This window comes from Arthrobacter sp. Z5-13 (genome assembly GCF_056499105.1).
The window spans coordinates 4,332,530-4,350,286 of the sequence record NZ_CP096460.1; the positions used below are offsets into that span (position 1 = coordinate 4,332,530).

The following is a 17,757-nucleotide window of genomic DNA, read 5'->3' on the forward strand; positions in this document are numbered from 1 at the left end:
CTTGTTTTCGCGCTTTAAGGGCACTGTTTGGGGGTCCCCGTCAGATTGTCCAAGGGGAGTCTTGTCCCGCATAGGCTATCCGGAGGAGTTTAACGTCCTGATCAGCGGCGACAATCATCTCCACCTCAACACTGGGAGCGGACAGGATAACGCCGGGCTCGATAACGTAACGCGTCTTTCCCCCGGGCACTGATGCCCAGCCGCGGCCCTCTATGCAGTAAAACGACACGCCCGGGACAATTGGCAAGGAGTGTTGTTTGGTGCTCCTTTCGACGCGGACTTCAGCGATTGTGTAACCGATTTTGTCGTCTAGTGAGATTGCGGAGCCCGTGCTTGATGCCGCACGATCGGTCGCTGTTGAATGGATCATGAATGTTCCTTGATGTTCATGTCGTTTTGGTGCAGCAGCTCCTCTAGGACGGCGCTGTTGGCTGTAAACATAGGCAGTGGAGAGTCAGCTGGGACTTCATGGAGTAGGTCCAGGCTCGGGAAACCGCTTCCGGGGATCAGTATCGAGTCCGAGGTTGCTAGGTCACGAGTCTGTAGATCCATGGCGAGTTCGTGTGGCAGTACGGCCCACTTGGCCCCGTGATCAAACCGGTCCTGGCGCGGGTAACGGTCCCAAATCGGAGGGAGCTCGTACTGGTGAGATCCAGACATTTTGAGGCCGTGGAATTGTAGATAAGCCCCGAGCGCCTGGACTGTCGGGGGAGTGAACCAAGGCGGAATAACCACGTGAGGTTGATGGGCGTGCGCCCGTTTCATCGTCGAAATTATGGCTCTGGCCGCGGTAGTTACCTTCCATTCCGGGTCCACGGAGAGTGCTGCTTCGATGAAAGCGTTGTCAAAATGAGCTGGGTTGAAGATACTGCTGCTCGTGAAGCAAAGACCCACAGCATCTACTCCGATTCGAGCCAGCGTTCTAAGAGGGTCCATAAGATGATGGCCGATTTCAGACGCGTCAGTCGTCTCACCAACGAATTCCTCTCCCGCGGCGCGCGGTAACTGGAACCGGACGACATGGATGGATACTCCCGCAGGGGCGAGCCGGTTAATCTCCATCTCCGGGACCGGGTCATTGTCCACAACTACGACGCCGATGCGATACCGCCGAAAATCAGTAATACCAGAAGGGCTCAGTTCTTCAGACGCCATTCACAAGCTCCTTGCGACGGATGGATAGGGCAAGGATGAGCCCGAGAGCAGCGAAAGCGGCGTTAATCCCGAAAGCAAGGGGATAGCCCACCGTTGCCCCAGCGAGACCTATTACCAGCACGAGGACTGCCAAGCTGACCCCGCCTGCCACGTACTGGGCTGTGGTAATAAGCGAGCCAGCCGCTCCCTGGCTCGCTTGCGGCGCGTCTGATGTCCCTAGTACAAACATGGCCGTGTAAATGACACCGTGTCCGAAGCCGCTAATCAGAAATCCGGGGAGAAGCCCCAGCCAGAAGTTGTCCACTCCCAAGGAGAATGCAAGGAGCAACAATCCGAAGGAGGCGATGGCGAAGCCTAATCCGAGCACAAATTTGACGCTCTTGTTGGCGATAATTTTTCCGGCAACGACGTTGCCCACGGTGACCATGATGGCCAATGGCAAGAACGCAATCCCGGCGGCCAGGGCAGAGTACGCGCGCTGTTCCTGCAAATAGAGGGTGACCAGGAAGAATTCGGTCCCGACACTGGCCATGTAGAGCCCGGCCGCAATTGCTCCAGACCTGAGGGCCGTGAGTTTCCGCAGTTGTCTTTCGACAAGGGGGGCAGCGGATTTTCGCTCGTTCACAGTAAATACTGCGACCGCAACGGCAGCCAGAGCGACGCTCGACCAGAAAACGCTCGGCGTTGTTTCCGGGTCGGCCAAGAGCGTCAGAACAAGCACGACGAGAAGTATTGCGCTGGTTCCGGCGACACTGGAGAGGACGGGAATCTCCGTGGACGTGGCTTGGCTGGGGTTGCTTTTGAATGCCTTGATGGCACCGAGAACACAAATCAAGACCAAGGGAAGGTTGATGAAGAAAGTCCATCGCCAGGAAACTGTCGTTAGGAGGCCACCGAAGACCACGCCGGCGGCCAAGCCGGATGCCCCGACTGCCCCCCAAACGGCGTAGGCACTGCTGCGAAGTTTTCCTGATGGAAATGACTGGCTGAGGAGGGCCAGTACGGATGGCAGGAGCGCCGCGGCTGCTATGCCTTGGAGAGCCCGGGAGAGCAACAGAAGAGTTGTGTTGTCAGCAATTCCGCCAAGCAAACTGGCCAGGCCGAACAACAGGACAGCTGCAATAAACACATTCTTGCCGCCCAGCCTGTCGACGATTCTCCCTCCCAATAGAAGAAGTCCTGCGAATAGAAGGGCGTATGAGCTCACCACCCATTGAAGGGACGCCTCATTCATATTAAGTTCAGCACCAATGCTGGGAAGCGCAACGTAGACGATGGAGTAGTCCAGCGCGATGACGAACTGAGCGATGGAAATGACGATCAAAGTGAGAGATTGGACGGCAGTCCGCCTCTCAACAGGCATGGTTATCGTAGACAAGTCAGACTTCCTTAAGGAGGAGCGGGATACGGATGAGGGAGTCGGCAAGGTCGCCTGGACTCCGGCAGATAGTTGACGCACCTGCTGTTGCCAGGTCCCCGGGTGTGTCTACACCCCAAGAGACACCCACGGCGTCCATGCCTGCAGCTACCGCCATCTTCATGTCATAGATGGAATCCCCGACAACTGAGCAAGTTTCCGGGGCAGATCCAAGTCTGTTGGCAACATGGAGAGCCATATCCGGAGACGGCTTGGGGTTTGAGACACTGTCGGCGCCAGCGACGACGTCAAAGTAGTTACGGAGTCCGGCAGCAGCGAGAATTTCCTCAGCGCTGTGGACGATCTTGCTAGTGGCCACCGCAAGGCGATGCTGGGACGCGAGGGCGTTGAGGCTCTGCTCGATGCCTGGGAACACGAGATTGGATGCCTGGCTCACTACCGTTTCGGAGAAGAGCTGGCGAAAAACGGTTACGGCTTGCTCTATGCTGGCATCCGGCCAGTTAAAAGCGTTGAACATATGCGGCAGTGGTTTGCCGATCATGGAACGGACAAGAGCCTCTGCTGGGACGGCGATTCCAAGTTCGCTGGCGGTCAAGCCAACCACTTCCACAATGCCGGCCGGGGTATCTAGCAGTGTGCCGTCGAGATCAAATATGACTGTCATGAGGGGTCCCAGCCTGTAGTTGGGTCGCAATCTCTGCTGCGGCTACTGCCGTTGAGACGAGCACTGCCCTGTTCGCCTGGACGCTCGCCCCGCCTGTCGCCTCGGAAATCGCCGAAAGAACGACTGGAGTCAGAGCTTGGCCGCGGATTCCTTCAGTGCGTGCCGAGTCCAGTGCGTTTTCGACCGCTTCGTTGAGAATGTCTGATGGCAGGGCGTCCGCCTCTGCGATGGGTTTGGTTACGAGCACACCGCCGGGCAGCCCGGATCCTAGGTGAATGTCGATGAATCGGGCGACATCTTCGGTGGTGCTGAGGGTCCAGGGTACTTCGTATCCTGACGAAACGCCGTAGTAGTTCGGGAACATTTTCGTTCCAAGACCGACTACAGGGATACCCTTCGTTTCCAGGTACTCCAAGGTCAGAGCAGGGTCCAGGAGGGACTTAGCTCCGGCGCACACGACAGCGATACGCTGTCGCGCTAGTTCGTCTAGGTCAGTTGATATGTCCAGAGATGTCTCGGCGCCGCGGTGTACACCCCCGATCCCTGCAACGCTGAAAACTCTGATGCCAGCGCTGGCTGCGACGATGATACTGGCAGAGACTGTGGTCCCCGCTGTTGTCCTTGTCGCCATGGCTAGTGCAATATCGCGGGAACCGACCTTTTGAGATGAGTTTTCGTGCGCCAAACGTTCAAGTTGACTGTTTGTCACGCCCAGCTTGATGCTTCCGTTAATAAGGGCAACACGTGCCGGAGTGGCGCCGGCCTTCCGAATCGCAGCATCGACTTGGAGTGCAGATTCGTAGTTCGCAGGGAAAGTTCCGCCCGAGACAACTGACGTCTCCATCGCCACGACGGGCTGGCCGTCGGCGAGAGCCGCCGATACTTCCGTCGATATGTCTGTGTGTTTAGTTAGCATTTGCCGTTCCTAGTTTTGGTTGGGTGACGGTGGCGGTAGAAGGCACAAGGCCGCTGGGATGGACCATGAGGGGATGATGATGCTGAACGATCCCTAGAAGGAAGTCGTAGCTCGGCGTTGCCGGGACCGTCGGTCGGGACAGAAACAGCATGCTCCCGCCGTGGTTAGAGGCTTGGTGTATGGAATCGGTTGCCGTGTCGAATTCCAGCGGATCGATCCCGTACAGCCGACACAGAAGCTTCCCGAAAACAGGAGTCACCTTGATCCACCGGTCCTCAATTCGAATCTCCGCATACCAGTGCAGGAACGTTGTTCCGCCGACGAGTAACTCCAGATCTGGCGTGGAAAGATGATTCTCTACTGTCGCAGCGACCAGGCGGGCCGGAATTCCAACTGCCCGGCACGTACTGACGTACAGGATCGACTTGTGGAGACAGAAACCCGTTTTGGCCTCTGCCACTGCAGAGGACCGCAAGCCCGATTCTCTGAGATCAGTACAGAAGACTTCGTAGTTGATGCCGTCCCGTACCGCGTAAAAGAGGTCTTTTGCTTTTGCTTCCGCAGTTACGCTTCCGGGTGAGATCGCCCGGCTTAGAAACTGGCGGACATTTCCGTGGGAATAGTCGAAGACGGCGCTTTCGACGAGTAGTTCATCCATCAGTGAGCAGACCGAGCATTGCTGCTATCCGGGTTTTCTGGATGCGGTTCGTACCTGAATAGATCGGCCCGGCGAGGGCGTCCAGAACATCTTGGACACTCGCACTGCCGGCCTGTACGCCTTTTCCTCCCAGAATCTGACTGGCATCAACAGCGGACTTAAGGTTTGCTTCACTGATGACAACCTTCGCCGCTGCAACCTCCTTGGTGATGTCCCGATTTTCCGAAATTCTCCGAAGGATCTCGTTGATCATCGCAGTACCTGCAAGGCAATCAATGTACATTTCGGCAATCGTGAAGGAAACCGACTGATACGTCGCCAGGCGTGAGTTGAACTGCCGTCTGGAATTGGCAAAGGCGACGCAGTCGTCTATGCGCTTCTCGATGCGGCCCAGATCTGCCGAGAAGGCATAGACGATTTCGCGTTTCATGACAAAATCCAGGATCTGAAGCCCAGCCCCCTCGGCGCCGAGACGCCACGTGCGCGGGACTTTGACATTTGCCAACTCAACTTCACCGATAGGGGAGTCAGGCAGGCTTGCGGTCGGGTACCTCCCGGTAGTGACAACACCGGACCAAGTGGTATCGACAACGTAAGCAGAGATTCCTTGGTCCTCGCCGCTGCGAAACGTTCGTGCGTAGACGACGATGTGAGTTGCGATAGGAGCGTTTGTGATGAATACCTTGCTCCCCTGGAGAATGACGCTCCCGTCGGCATCATCGACCACTGCCGTGGCAAGCATGGCCGAAGCGTCTGATCCTGCAGTGGCTTCGGTTATCGCATGAGCTCCTACCGATTCACCCGTAACAAGTCGCGGTACCAAGTCCTCTTTGAGGTCATCGGATCCGAAGCGCGTCACTGCGGTAATCGTCGAGGCAAGATGCGTAGCGACTGCAAACAGGAGTCCAGGATTCTCGCCTGCACGCCCGAAGGCTTTCATCCGCGAGGCCGTCTCGCAGATCCGATCTGCCTGGCTCAGGTTTGTGTCTGCTAAAGTCCGGAACACGCCAGTGGCGGCAATCCGTGTCCAGCCTTCATGGTCAAACGATGCAGTAGCCGGGCGCTCTCCACCCGCAGGCAGGTCAGTAGCTAGAGAATTCATGTTCGGAGAGTTCATGACGTTCGTGTCCTTCCAGAGCAGGGGAAAAGACGCTGACTAGGTGCATGTCCGAATCTTCATCTGCGCAGAGAACGTGCGCGTCGTTTTCGTCCAACCCATATAGGACACCCGGCTCGATGACCAGTTCGATCTCACCGTCGGCGCTAACGACCTTGCCGGTCCCAGAGATGCAATAGCAAGCCTCAAGGTGGCTCTCGTACTTGAGCTTTGAAGAAGTTCCTGCCTTGACCACGGTGTGCGCGACGCCGAAGCCTAGCTGTTCGCCTTTGTTTACGAGCCGGAAGCTCGTGCCGTTTCCCCAATCGACTGCGGGAACGTCGTTGCGGTTTTTCATAAACATGGTTTCTCCTTCTATGGGTGTGGCACTACCGGACGTTGTTGGCCTCGATGAATCTGGCGATAGCGCGGATGCTTGTCAGGTCTTTGGGATTGATTTCCAGGTCGTTGACCTGGAGTCCGAATTCCTCGCCTGTCCATGCGATTACGCGGAGCAGTGAGAGGCTGGTGAGGATGCCAAGGGCGACCAGGTTCATGTCCGGGTCCAACTCCTCGGCGGCCACATCTGTGGCGATTTTTCCGGCAATGAACCCCTGGACTTTTGTGATGGTTGCTTCAGGCATTGACTGTTCCTTTGTAGTGGATGAGTTCCGAGGCGTTTCGGTCGATTTTGTGCGTCGAGGTCCGGGGAAACGACTCGTTCACGATCCTGAGGACCCCGGGCATGGCATACGCGGGCAAGTGCTTTGAGCAGTGGCTGCGAAGCCCAAGAATCGTAGTTTGGCTGCCGGGACGGAGCTTTACCAAGGCTTCGATTCGCAGCTCCTGGTCTGAGTCGGGACGGGCGATCACCACTGATTCTTCGACATCTGGATGCCCTTCAATGACTGCCTCCAGCTGGTCGAGATTTATCCTGTTCCCCCGTACTTTGACGATTCGGGAGCTGCGCGATTCGATGTGGTACCGGCCGTTCTGGTCGCGGAATACGATGTCGCCGGTGGGAAAAAGTTTTGATTCGGAGCGGACTGCTCCCAGATAGCCGGACATCATGAACGGCGTCCGGACGTGCAATTCGCCCGTGGCCTGACCTGCCAGGACATTTCCATCGTGGTCCAGGACATGGGCTTCCACACCGGGCAGAGGAAATCCAATAGGAGGGGTCTCAAACTGCCCGATCTGCGACTTGTCCGCTGTGAATATGAAGCTGTTATTCGTCTCGGTAGAGCCGTATACGTTGTGAAAGACGGCGTTGGGAAACGAGGACACCATGAGGCGCCGGGTATCGTGATTGGCTTTCGACCCGGTGACAATGACATCTCTAACCCCAGGGATGCTGACCTCCATCTCTCCCTCGGGTGACTTCAATGTCTGGAAAACAAAGGGAACGGCCTGGATCAAATCGACCCTTGAACTGCGGAGATGGCGACGAAGCTCGCGAGGGTTGAGGGCTTCTTCATCTGAAACGAGGTCCACGGTGCCGCCGGTCGCCAATGTCGCCCAAATCTCGAGGATCGACAGGTCGAAATTTATGGGCGCGAAGCCGAGCACAGTGCGCCGGGAAAGCGTAAACATACCCTCGGCCCATTTTGTGAAAGCCTCTACTGCTGTTGTCGTCAGCGGAACAAGTTTCGGCTCCCCGGTGCTCCCCGATGTTGGGAGGATTAATGTCGTGCGTTCTTCGGCGGCCGGGAACCCGGCCAGTGTGCCTGCTGAATGTGGATCGCCCCCCGGTCGTAGGATCCAGTTGGCCTGGGCTTGTCCCACCATGTTCTTAATCAGCCGGTCTTCGCTGCCGGCGGGGAATGGCATGACGGTACAGCCAAGCATCCACAGGGCTCCCACATCGATTACGGCGTCCAGTCCTCGAACCGCCTCGACTGCTACCGTCCCTTCGCTGCTCACGCCTTTCAAACCCATAGCGCGGGCGCGATCATCGATCATGGACTCGATGACTGAGTATGGGTAGTCCCTCCGGCGCCATCGTATTGCCGGCTTGCCGGCGTGCTCGCGGGCTTGGCGACGAAGTCCGCCCATGGTGAAATGCATGATTCCCCCTTTCAGTTGTTGTTTCGAGTACTGGTGATTCAATTCACCGCTGTGGGTGCTACTGCCTGGGCTCTAGTGATGGATTTGGACGAGAGTGTGGTGAGCCCTCAACCATCCGGGACGTAGGCGCGTGTGTAGTCTTCGGCTGAAATTGACACATAGTCAGAACCACGTCATTGACACAGGCGAAGTAGCCAATGCCATGGAACCCGCCGGGGACCTCGGCATGGAAGGCTCCGTGCTCGGGGCCGAGCGGTTCACAGCGTATTTCGATCTGTCGAATGGACCTGGCGACCCCACTTTGAGACATCGCCTTGAAGGCAGCTTCCTTGGCACTGAAGAACAAGCATGCTCTCGTATCGCGAGAGAAGTTTCGCAAGGCGTCCATGGCACGAACCTCTTGTGCGCTGGACATGAGCTCAAGCATCGCCTGGGAGAAAGGCTGAACCTTCTCGACGTCGATTCCGATGCTTGGACCGAGTCTGCTAACTGCTGCAACTGCCAAGTGACAACAATGGCTGATGCTTCCCTTGCTGCCCTTAGGCCAGAACACTCCGCCGTCCGCCAGAGCCGTTAGAGGTTCGTCTGTGGAACTTCCCAACCTCTTCAAGGCTTGCCGGGCAGCGTGCCGACCGGCGTCGAATTCCGCACTCCTACGTCCTTCCCATGGAGGGGAGGGCGTACCGTGTGAGGCATCCAGCACAGGACGCACTGAGATTGCCAGCCCTTTTGCCGCGTCAACGGACAATTGTTCACTTCCTCGGGAGCAAGTCTCGAGAATTCCGAGGAGGATCGCCGACAGCTTCTGACCTATGAGCGGGTCCACTCTATGAACGGACGAAGTCTGTCCTCAAGATCGACGAATACGGTGTCGGGACCCCATCCTTCAGCTTCGTGGGGAAATTGAAGGTACGTTCCCCGCAGGTCGCAGCCGTAGGTTCCTGCCTCTTCGCGGGTGACGCTATAGAAAATTGTCTCGATGCCTGCATAGAACGCGGACACGTAGCAGAGGGAACATGGAGAACAAGACGTGTACATCGTCCCGCCTCTCACTCCGTCTATTCCGAGTTCCAGGCATGCCTCGCGAATGGCCGCAACTTCTGCGTGAGCCGTCGGATCGGACTGCTCACTGACGCGATTTGGAGTCGGTGGAAGGGCGAATCCCTGTGCAGTCACGATAGTTGTGACAAATGGCAGTCCGCCCCCAGCCACTTCCGCTGTCGCAGCTCGCACAGTATCCACAGCAATCGCGTGGTTGAATCTCACATCGGTGTTGGCTGTCATTTCCTGAAATCCCCTGATCTTCTCCAGTCGGAAGCATCGAGCCTTGAAGTGGGCCCGTTTCACGGTCAACATCCGAGAATCCGAATCGATGACGCTGACCCGGGCGCTCAATCACTGGTCCGCAATTTCGCTTTTCAGGGCCAAGCGCCCTCTCGTGGATGAGTCTAGAGTTTCGATTTCATTGAAACAAGACGGACGGTCGGTTTTGTAATAAAAGTACGCACTTGCTGGCGATGTACACACGAGGGCAACATCGGGCCGCAGGGAGGCTCCAAGGGTGTACCTAAAGTTGCTCCCGCCAGATGGCTTGAAGATTCGAAAATCGGGAAGGACTGGCCTCCAGATTGTGATCAACGTGCAGGTTCCGAGCCGGTGGGAAGGGGTCCCGGGCAGATGCGGACTTTTACGACGGGGCGGGAGATGCGTGTCCTACGGGTTAGGCTACAGAGAACGGGAGAACCGGTCGGTTTGTTTCTCTACTCCAAGGAGCATAGGTGGACGTACTCCCAGCGGGACTAGGGACGGTTAATGACCCCCAGGCAAAGGTCACTGGTTCCTCCTCTGGACTTATGCCAGGATGGATGGCGCACAAATTAAGCTTGGCTGAAGTGCTGCTGACAGACGTGCTGTCACTGCCGGACAATTGCGCGCTTGTGCGATTGCAGTGGCCTCGTGCCCACTACTTCTATAAGACGGAGTCCGGATCCGCCGATACGCTATTGCTGGCTGAATCTCTGCGACAGATCACACTGGGCGTAGCCCACTCGGTTTACCATGTTCCTGACGACATGAAGTTCGTCCTGGCGGCACTGGAGATCGGGAATCACTCATTGATCCCCGACTTCTCGCGCTTGAAGCCGACCAACGTAGTAGCTCGAGTCTCAATGGATGGCATAGTCAAGAGGCGCAATGCGCTTAGCGCCTTCAGAATCAACGTCTCTTTCCTGGTGGGGTCCGAGCTGTTTGCTTCGGGATCATTGGCTGCACAGATAATTCCCCCGGCAGTCTATGCCCGCCTTCGGCTCGGCTGCGCGGCACCCGCTAACCCGGCTGGTCCCACACCGGATACTACGTCGATGGAACTGGCCACAGGCAGGCCAAGCCAAGGTGACCGAGCCGTGGAGCCGTTGCCTTCCGGCCAGGGGTGGCGCTTAACACCTGATCCACTCCATCCACTTCTCTTCGACCACCCTCTCGACCACATTTCAGGGATGTTTGTTGTTGAGGCCATCCGTCAAGTGTTCCTGCAGCTGCGGAATGGGCGTACTGGCGAACCTGCTTCGATTGTTGTCGAATACAGAAAGATGATTGAGCTGAGCGCCGACTGCTTCCTGAGGATTCGAGGGAACGAAGACGCCAAGTCAGGTCGGCTGCGCTTCGACTTCATACAGTTCGGGGAAATTGTTGCCCAAGCTAACGTATCCCTGGGGACAGAGTCGGAGGCGATGATGCCCATATCGACTGCAGCTTTGGAATAAGGTGTTTGCGGTCCTCGGCCAAGATGGACGGAAGCAGGTACTTCCACAGACCCGCCGCAACCACAAGTAGGTCCTTACGCAGTGTCAGCACGTTAGACACCATCTGCACTCCCGTGTAAGCGCCGACGATGAGCCTCGCGAATTCTGCTGCATCCACGTCCTTACTAATGTCACCTTCACCAATTGCCCGGTGAAGCAAAGCTTCGAAAGAGGCTATCCAATCCTCATAAGGATGGGTTACGGCGACACTGAATGCGGAGGCTTCGAAGGTCAAGCGAATGCCAGCCCGCACCACGACGTTGCTATGCAACAAATCGGAAAAGGAGCGAAGGGTCCACAAAATCATTTCGAGGGCGGAACAGTCCATGGAGCGGATGATTTCTCCCGCTTCGGTGGCTATACGATGCTGTTCATTAATAACAGCGAGGGCGAGGGCTTCTTTGGACTTGTAATGGAAGTAGAGACCTCCCTTTGTCACGCCGGCAGACTCTGTTATTTCGCTGACGCTAGCCTCGCCGTACCCGTACTTTTCGAACACATCCGCGGCGCCTCTAACAATCGCCTCGTGGGTTGTTACCGCACGCTGTTGTCTAACCAAGTGAGAGTCCTTGTCCTGATGATTTTGTCGAATCCCTTCTCCCACGCTAGACCACGCCGCCAAACTGAGGGAGTGTTGCGCCAGTGAGGCCTAAGCCGGACAAGGCGTTGCCGACAGTGCTCCTCCTAGGTGCAACGGGATTCCTTGGACGTGCGATCTCAAGAGAACTCCAGGAACGGAGAGCCTTCAATTTGGTGCTCGCAACACGACAGGTCGGCTCTCCCGCCCGCGGGAATCATGCAGAATACGTGTACGTGGACCTGAGGGACGTGAACACACTCATTGCCGCTGCAAGAGGGGCAGATTGGGTTGTCCATGTGGCCAACTACATAGGCTCTGACGTAGCGGAAATGGAGCGTACGAATGTAGTCGGAACAGAACGAGTTGTTCAAGCGGTAGTCCAAGCGAGGGCAGAGCTCGTTTATGTAAGCACCGCCTCGGTGTATGGGCACGGGCCGTTCAGAGGAGAGAACGAGTCCCTACCTATCGCGCCTGCGTCCCTTTTGAGCCAGAGCCGAGTGGAAGCTGAGCGCCAGGTTCTCGCTGCAGGTGGGACTGTTCTCCGCCCAAATCTGACTTATGGGCACGGGGACAAATGGTTTATCCCTACGCTTGTCTCCATGACGCAGCGCCTAAACGCATTGGTTGAATCAGGCACAAGTCTGGTCTCGGTAGTATCTGTCGAACTACTTGCGAAGATTGTGGCCGAACTCCTGAGCGGAAACGGAAGAGCAATCAAAGGAACGGCCGTGAATGCGTCTGAGCCTGACCCTGTTGCGGTGCGAACCATCATCACGGCACTTGAACGCGAAGTTGGCATTCAATTCCCCTCCGCCAATCTGACTGTGGCTGAAGCGCTGGAGCAAGCTGCAGATATCGGGCTATCGCTTCATCAGATTCGGTTGCTTACCGAAGACAACTGGTTTAATTCATCCAAATTATGGGATGCACTGCCAACCCTCTCCCCAACTGGTTTCCACCTTACGGACAACAGTCGCAAGTGGTATGAGGGTTACTTCCGCAACAGTGCGGCAGGAAAGACATAGGGTCAAAATCAACCTTGGCGAGCCTCAATCAAGCGGCGGGGGCACTCTTTTAGAGCGGCGTATCGCAGGCAGGAGAACCGTGGACGGATTTTCCTTGTTTGTATCTGGATCGTTCTGCCCCTTTCGCAGATCTCAGCCGGGCGTGGATCGACTTCGAATCCTGCCATTGCCGAATTCACTGGGCAGCCCACTTCCTCCCGGGGTCCGGGTTTGTTCTCAAAACCTCCCTCTGCATGTGGTGGCAAGCCTCCTGACAGGGCTGCTGCTGTGCGCGCTGGCGCCCGCCGTCGTAAGTTCCTCCGTGGCACTGGATTAAAGCTTGCCTCTTAAGTGGCAGCCGGTAGTCTTTGACCCACAATGTTCACGCTGACCATCAACCAAAGGGACAGCCGGCGCGATGGTGACCGGGTTCCGCAGCTCCTCAAGGATCTGCGCCACATCCCCGCGCGCCTGGATTTCGACCGGTCAGTGGAGGACGAAGTCCAAGGCATAGTGGACGCCGCTGAGCAGGCTGTAGAGGCAGCCCTGATTGCCCTTCGTTGCGGCAGCTGGTTTGTAGGAATAGGTGTGGGGCCGGTCAATGAACCCCTGCCGAACCAGATTAAGGATGCGTCAGGTCATGGACTCATCTATGCGCGGCGGGCAGTGGACCGGCTGCGGAACGGGAAAGAACGGGTTCCGGTGGCAGTCGAAGGTCCCCTGGCTGACCTATCCGGGGAAGCCGAGGCGGTCCTGCGGCTCCTCGGCCACATTGTGCACGGAAGGAGCCCTGCCGAATGGCGGGTGCTGGATCTGCTGACACCCGGGGTGCGGGGGCAGCAGAAAGCTGTGGCCGAAGAACTGGGCATCACCACGCAGGCGGTCAGCAAAGCCGTGGCAAGGGCCCAATGGGCTGATGAACATGCCGCACGCCCCGCCGCCGCGCGGTTGCTGCACATGATCCTCGAAGTCCGCTAACCCTGTAGCGCCGCCGTGACCCTCTTTGCCGTCTGAATGGCTCCGACACGCCTGATTGACGGCGTGTCCCAGTGTCCGCTTGCGCAAACAAGGTCAGGACGGTCTTCGCGAACCCTCTAGAGCAGGCTGCGGAGCACGTGGGCGGCGCCGTCGTCGTAGACCGAGAGCGTGACTTCATCTGCCGCCGCCGCAACTTCATCCGGCGCTTGGCCCATGGCCACACCCCGGCCTGCCCAATCGAGCATCTCGATGTCGTTACGGCCATCCCCGATTGCCACAGTGCGGTGCTCGGGGATGTCCAGTTGGCCCCGGATCCGCTCAAGGGCGCTTGCCTTCGTGACCCCGGCTGCGGCGATGTCCAGCCAGGCCGTCCATCCCACGGAGTACGTCACACCGGCAAGGCCAACGTGCTGGATTGCCTCTGTGAATTCCTCCGGGGTGTTCTCGGAACTGAAAACCACCACACGGACAGCCGTCGACTCGAGCAGGGTCTGGAAGTCGACGCCGATGGCTTCGACACCAAAGCTGGGGTCCTGGAACCGCTCGGTTGAAAGGAAGTTGCCGTCGGCATCCTCCAGCGCGTACTTGGCCGAGGGCAGGCGTTCACGGAGTGCGCGGAGCGCAGGGCCGGGATCGAACGTTGCCTTGTGGAGGACCTTGTAGCCGTCCGTATGGGCAGGGTCGAGGTGTAGGGTCACTCCCCCGTTGCAGCAGACTGCGTAGCCGGTCTCAATGCCAAGCTGTTCAATGATGGGAAGCGTCGCATTGAGCGAACGGCCGGTGGCGATCATCACTTCGTGGCCGGCCGCAACCACTGCCTGGGCCGCTTCCCGGACAGGGGCTGACATATGCCCATCGTGGTCCACCAGGGTGCCGTCTACGTCCAGCGCAACCATCAGTTTGTGCTTTACACCGTTGCTGCCGTTGTGCTTTGCCTTGTGGCTGCTGCCGTTTTGGCTCGTCAGCTGGTTAGCAGTATCGGGCAGAAAGGTGGTCAGTTTGTTTTTCTTGTTTTCGTTTCGCCGGTCATCGTTGCCAGCGACTGAAGTTTCAGTCAATGTACTCATCCATCTAGTAGAGCAGACGCCCCCGGTCCTCGCTAGGACGCACACCACAGATTCATCTTGTGTTCGCCAACGAGTGGCAGAATCTCAAGCGGTGATTGATGCGGGATCGGGGGCACTGCTCGACGACGTCCTGGAGGAGCCGCTCCTGTCACAGTGCCTTTTTCTGCGCCTTTGCAAACTCTTGCCCGGCCTTGGTGCCCCCATCGACCAAGATGTCGACCCCAGTCAGGTAGCCGGGTGCTTCGCTTGCACAGAACGCGATGACAGCCGCGACCTCCTCAGGCTTGCCGAATCGCTTGATTGCTGCCGACTTCACCAGATCGCCGGCTCCATGGTTCTCCTCCAAACGCCCCATAGCAGTATCGAAGCTCCCTGGTGAGACAGAAACCACCCGCGCTCCCCGCTCGCCGAACCTGGCCGCAAGGAAACGGCTGTACCACTGGACGAAGTTCTTGCTGATCGCGTAGGCCAGACCTGGTTTCAGCTTTGTGCCGACGAACCTCGCGCGGCTGACGATCGCTTTCTCGAAGTCATCGGCCCGTTGTTCGGCCAGACGGAAAGCGCGGAGCGGGATCAGGACCTTTGGAAGGCTATGCCCGGCGGTTGATGCCACATTGACCAGTACGTCACCATCGGCGGCCCTTGAGAAGAACGCCAGTGCGACATTGACTGTGCCGGTTGCATTTATGCGCGCAATGCGTTCAGCAGTCCCCATGTGTGGGCTGATTCCAGCGGCGTGGACTACTGCACGAACGTGGCTTCCTTCCGACTCTGCATGCTGAAACAGTTGCTCCACGGATGCCTTGTCGGTGATGTCGCAAACCACGCCCATTGCTTCAATTCCGTCAGCGGCCAGCTCGCCCACTGCGTCATCGAGGCGTGCCCGGTCAAGGTCTGCCAGCACGATTCTGTGGTCTTTACCCATGAGTCTTGCCGTTGCTATCCCCATGCCGCCGGTCCCACCTGTGATGATGGCGGCGGGCTGTGTAATTGACATGTTGATCCTCCTCGTTTTGGGCGTGGAATTGAGCGCGCGGGCCTGGTGCAGTCTAAAAATCGTGTTGTATCAGCGCTGCAATGTCACCGGTTCGCGGTCCTTTTCTGCTGTTTCTCTCACCGGCGCGGGGGTCTGCGGAGTCGTTTCGAGGGATTTGGTGAGGTTGCTGCCTTCCACGTCGAGGTCGGGCAGAACACGCTCGAGCCAGCGGGGCAGCCAGTATGCCCTGTTGCCGAGCAGGGACATGAGGGCAGGGACCAGGGTCATCCGGATCAGGAAGGCGTCGGCGAACACCCCAACTGCAAGGGCGAAGCCGATGGACTTGATGACTGGCTCCGGCGCCGTGATAAAGCCGGCGAACACGCCAACCATGATCAGGGCTGCGGCCGTGACCACCCGCGCGCCGTGGCGGAATCCGAGAGCAATCGATTCGTCCGCCGTCGCCCCATGGACATGCTCCTCGCGCATCCTGGTGACGAGAAATACTTGATAGTCCATTGCGAGGCCGAACAGGATGCCCACCAGAAGGATCGGGAGGAAACTGATGATTGGTCCGGGGTTGTCGATGCCAAGAAGATCCGCGGCGAAGCCATTCTGGAATACCGCCACCACGGCACCGAAAGCTGCCATAACGCTGAGGAGGAAACCACCGACGGCCTTGAGCGGGATAAGAATGCTGCGGAAGACAAGCATCAGCAGAACGAACGCGAGCCCGACGATGACAGCAAGGTAAGGAACAAGTGCGTCGGAGAGTTTCTGTGAGACGTCGATCCCTGCCGCGGTGGTTCCCGTCACATAGATCTGCGCACCTGTCTGAGACTGCCAGCCGCCGGATTCGGCCCGGATCGCATGGACAAGGTCTTCGGTCTGGACACTGGTTGGTCCGCTCTTCGGAATCACGGTGATCACTGCGGTGTCCCCGCCCTGGTTGAACGTGGCCGGGACTACGACGGCGACGTCCGCCATCTTGGACAGATCCGTGCCAATAACCTGGGCAGCCTGCTGGGGCACCCCGGCATTGGCCAGGTCAGCAACGATCACCAACGGACCATTGAAACCTGCCCCGAACCCGGCAGCCAGGGCCTCATAAGCCTTGTGTTCGGTGGTCTCGGCGGAAGCTGTTGCGTCTGAAGGCAACCCAAGGCGCATGTCCAACGCAGGTATTGCAACCACACCGAGCATGATGATGACACCCACCACCGCCAGGACACGGTGACGGAGCACGCCACGAGCCCATCGCTCCCCGAAAGGTGCCCGAACCCGCCCGGATCCCTCCGCGTCGGCGCCTCCGGAGGCCCGGGCTGCGCGGCCCTTCCGGCCGAGGACGCGATCTCCGGCGAAACCCAACAGGGCGGGCAGCAGCGTGATGGCAATGACGACTGCCCCCAGGACAGTGCCGGCAGCGGCCAGACCCATCTGCACCAGAAACGGGATGCCCACCACAGACAGGGCGGCCAGGGCGATGATGACCGTCAGCCCCGCGAACACGACAGCCGATCCAGCCGTACCCACCGCCCGGCCGGCCGCCTCTTCCGGGGAATGCCCCTCCATCAGCTCATGCCGGTAACGCGAGACGATGAACAGGGCGTAGTCGATCCCAACGGCCAGGCCGAGCATAAGGGCCAGAGAGGACGTGTTTGAACCAAGTTCGAAGAAGCCACTGGCAATCTGGATACCCAGCATCCCGGCGCCAACACTGATGATCGCAGTCAGCAGCGGCAGCCCGGCCGCGACGAGCGCTCCGAAAGTGATCACCAGAACCAAGGCTGCCACGATGACACCGATTCCCTCCGTGGCGCTCTGAGCCGGAGAGGCCGTAACCGCATCGCCGCCGAATTCAACGGTCAGGCCAGCGGATTCGGCACTGCGACCAGCGTCGAAGAGGGCATCCCGGTCCACTGATTCCAGGTCAGAGGCCTTCACGGCATAGCTGACGGTGGCGAACGCCGTGCGCTCATCAGAAGAAACTGCGCGGGAAGCAAAAGGATCTGCCACCGCCCTGACATCTGGAAGTTCTGAGAGGTTCTTCACCGCTGTCTGGATTGCCGCCTTCGCTGATGGTGTGGCCAAGGTGGTGGCATCGGGGGCGACGAATACCACCCTTGCTGTAGCCGAGTCCGCGTTGGCCCCCGTCAGCGAAGAGAGCAAGTCCAGCGCCCGCTGCGACTCGGTACCCGGAATCGAAACCGAATTGGACACAGGGGCGGACAACGTTGCGGCTCCGACGCCAAGTCCGCCAAGAATGACGGCCCACACGATGAGCACCAGACCCCGGCGCCGGAACACCCAGCGCCCGAAACGATAAAGAAAAGCAGCCAAAACAGGACCTCCTGAAAGGGATTCGTGGTGGACGCAGCATTGAGGACATCCAAGCCGATCGGCTAACTACAAAGTTA

Annotated in this window: 19 protein-coding genes; 3 read left to right on the forward strand and 16 right to left on the reverse strand. The window is 58.2% G+C overall.

Going from position 1 to position 17,757, the window contains the following annotated elements; genetic code table 11:
• Window positions 1–40: 40 nt before the first annotated feature.
• From M1E02_RS20170 to M1E02_RS20225, 12 genes are read right to left on the reverse strand one after another with little or no spacing between them, the layout of a single operon-like run.
• The gene (locus M1E02_RS20170) at window positions 41–370 is read right to left on the reverse strand and encodes a cupin domain-containing protein (protein ID WP_479375944.1); all 330 of its coding nucleotides are present in this window, start codon (window positions 368–370) and stop codon (window positions 41–43) included.
• Window positions 367–1,155, reverse strand: coding sequence for a hypothetical protein (locus M1E02_RS20175; RefSeq protein ID WP_479375945.1), 789 nt, complete (start codon window positions 1,153–1,155; stop codon window positions 367–369). Before M1E02_RS20175 ends, M1E02_RS20170 begins: the two co-directional genes overlap by 4 nt.
• The gene (locus M1E02_RS20180; protein WP_479375946.1) at window positions 1,145–2,533 is read right to left on the reverse strand and encodes an MFS transporter; all 1,389 of its coding nucleotides are present in this window, start codon (window positions 2,531–2,533) and stop codon (window positions 1,145–1,147) included. The genes M1E02_RS20175 and M1E02_RS20180 overlap by 11 nt, the downstream gene beginning before the upstream one ends.
• Before the next feature lies 1 nt (window position 2,534).
• Window positions 2,535–3,197, reverse strand: a complete 663-nt coding sequence (locus M1E02_RS20185) for an HAD family hydrolase (RefSeq protein ID WP_479375947.1) — start codon at window positions 3,195–3,197, stop codon at window positions 2,535–2,537.
• Window positions 3,181–4,113, reverse strand: a complete 933-nt coding sequence (locus tag M1E02_RS20190; RefSeq protein WP_479375948.1) for a pseudouridine-5'-phosphate glycosidase — start codon at window positions 4,111–4,113, stop codon at window positions 3,181–3,183. The genes M1E02_RS20185 and M1E02_RS20190 overlap by 17 nt, the downstream gene beginning before the upstream one ends.
• Window positions 4,103–4,771, reverse strand: coding sequence for a transglutaminase-like domain-containing protein (locus M1E02_RS20195; RefSeq protein ID WP_479375949.1), 669 nt, complete (start codon window positions 4,769–4,771; stop codon window positions 4,103–4,105). Before M1E02_RS20195 ends, M1E02_RS20190 begins: the two co-directional genes overlap by 11 nt.
• Window positions 4,764–5,873 (reverse strand): acyl-CoA dehydrogenase family protein, encoded by a 1,110-nt coding sequence (locus M1E02_RS20200; RefSeq protein ID WP_479375950.1) that lies wholly within the window; start codon window positions 5,871–5,873, stop codon window positions 4,764–4,766. Before M1E02_RS20200 ends, M1E02_RS20195 begins: the two co-directional genes overlap by 8 nt.
• Window positions 5,854–6,231: an ectoine synthase gene (locus M1E02_RS20205; protein ID WP_479375951.1), complete on the reverse strand. Its 378-nt coding sequence runs from the start codon at window positions 6,229–6,231 to the stop codon at window positions 5,854–5,856. Before M1E02_RS20205 ends, M1E02_RS20200 begins: the two co-directional genes overlap by 20 nt.
• 25 nt (window positions 6,232–6,256) lie before the next feature.
• A complete protein-coding gene (locus tag M1E02_RS20210) occupies window positions 6,257–6,511 on the reverse strand; it encodes an acyl carrier protein (RefSeq protein WP_479375952.1) in 255 nt (84 codons plus the stop codon).
• Entirely contained in the window at window positions 6,504–7,934 is a 1,431-nt protein-coding gene (locus M1E02_RS20215; protein ID WP_479375953.1) for a class I adenylate-forming enzyme family protein, read from the reverse strand. The genes M1E02_RS20210 and M1E02_RS20215 overlap by 8 nt, the downstream gene beginning before the upstream one ends.
• Before the next feature lie 58 nt (window positions 7,935–7,992).
• Entirely contained in the window at window positions 7,993–8,760 is a 768-nt protein-coding gene (locus M1E02_RS20220; RefSeq protein ID WP_479375954.1) for a 4'-phosphopantetheinyl transferase family protein, read from the reverse strand.
• Window positions 8,745–9,218, reverse strand: coding sequence for a nucleoside deaminase (locus M1E02_RS20225; protein WP_479375955.1), 474 nt, complete (start codon window positions 9,216–9,218; stop codon window positions 8,745–8,747). The genes M1E02_RS20220 and M1E02_RS20225 overlap by 16 nt, the downstream gene beginning before the upstream one ends.
• Window positions 9,219–9,826: 608 nt before the next feature.
• Between M1E02_RS20225 and M1E02_RS20230 the strand changes: the two genes are divergently transcribed.
• Window positions 9,827–10,696 carry an AfsA-related hotdog domain-containing protein gene (locus M1E02_RS20230; protein ID WP_479378233.1) on the forward strand — a complete coding sequence of 290 codons (870 nt, stop codon included), beginning with the start codon at window positions 9,827–9,829 and terminating at the stop codon, window positions 10,694–10,696.
• Here the strand turns inward: M1E02_RS20230 and M1E02_RS20235 are convergent.
• Window positions 10,632–11,294: a ScbR family autoregulator-binding transcription factor gene (locus M1E02_RS20235; protein ID WP_479375956.1), complete on the reverse strand. Its 663-nt coding sequence runs from the start codon at window positions 11,292–11,294 to the stop codon at window positions 10,632–10,634. The genes M1E02_RS20230 and M1E02_RS20235 overlap by 65 nt on opposite strands.
• 116 nt (window positions 11,295–11,410) lie before the next feature.
• Between M1E02_RS20235 and M1E02_RS20240 the strand changes: the two genes are divergently transcribed.
• Together M1E02_RS20240 and M1E02_RS20245 are read left to right on the forward strand one after the other, a co-directional pair.
• Window positions 11,411–12,340 (forward strand): NAD-dependent epimerase/dehydratase family protein, encoded by a 930-nt coding sequence (locus M1E02_RS20240; RefSeq protein ID WP_479378234.1) that lies wholly within the window; start codon window positions 11,411–11,413, stop codon window positions 12,338–12,340.
• A gap of 357 nt (window positions 12,341–12,697) precedes the next feature.
• Complete coding sequence (locus M1E02_RS20245) at window positions 12,698–13,297, forward strand: MarR family transcriptional regulator (protein ID WP_479375957.1); 600 nt, start codon at window positions 12,698–12,700, stop codon at window positions 13,295–13,297.
• A gap of 116 nt (window positions 13,298–13,413) precedes the next feature.
• Here M1E02_RS20245 and M1E02_RS20250 read toward each other — a convergent pair whose 3' ends face one another.
• The 3 genes from M1E02_RS20250 to M1E02_RS20260 all read right to left on the reverse strand — a co-directional run bounded on the left by M1E02_RS20250 (window position 13,414) and on the right by M1E02_RS20260 (window position 17,680).
• Window positions 13,414–14,364, reverse strand: coding sequence for an HAD family hydrolase (locus tag M1E02_RS20250; protein ID WP_479375958.1), 951 nt, complete (start codon window positions 14,362–14,364; stop codon window positions 13,414–13,416).
• A gap of 148 nt (window positions 14,365–14,512) precedes the next feature.
• Window positions 14,513–15,361, reverse strand: a complete 849-nt coding sequence (locus M1E02_RS20255; RefSeq protein WP_479375959.1) for an SDR family NAD(P)-dependent oxidoreductase — start codon at window positions 15,359–15,361, stop codon at window positions 14,513–14,515.
• Between the two features lie 69 nt (window positions 15,362–15,430).
• The gene (locus tag M1E02_RS20260) at window positions 15,431–17,680 is read right to left on the reverse strand and encodes an MMPL family transporter (protein WP_479375960.1); all 2,250 of its coding nucleotides are present in this window, start codon (window positions 17,678–17,680) and stop codon (window positions 15,431–15,433) included.
• Between the last annotated feature and the right edge of the window lie 77 nt (window positions 17,681–17,757).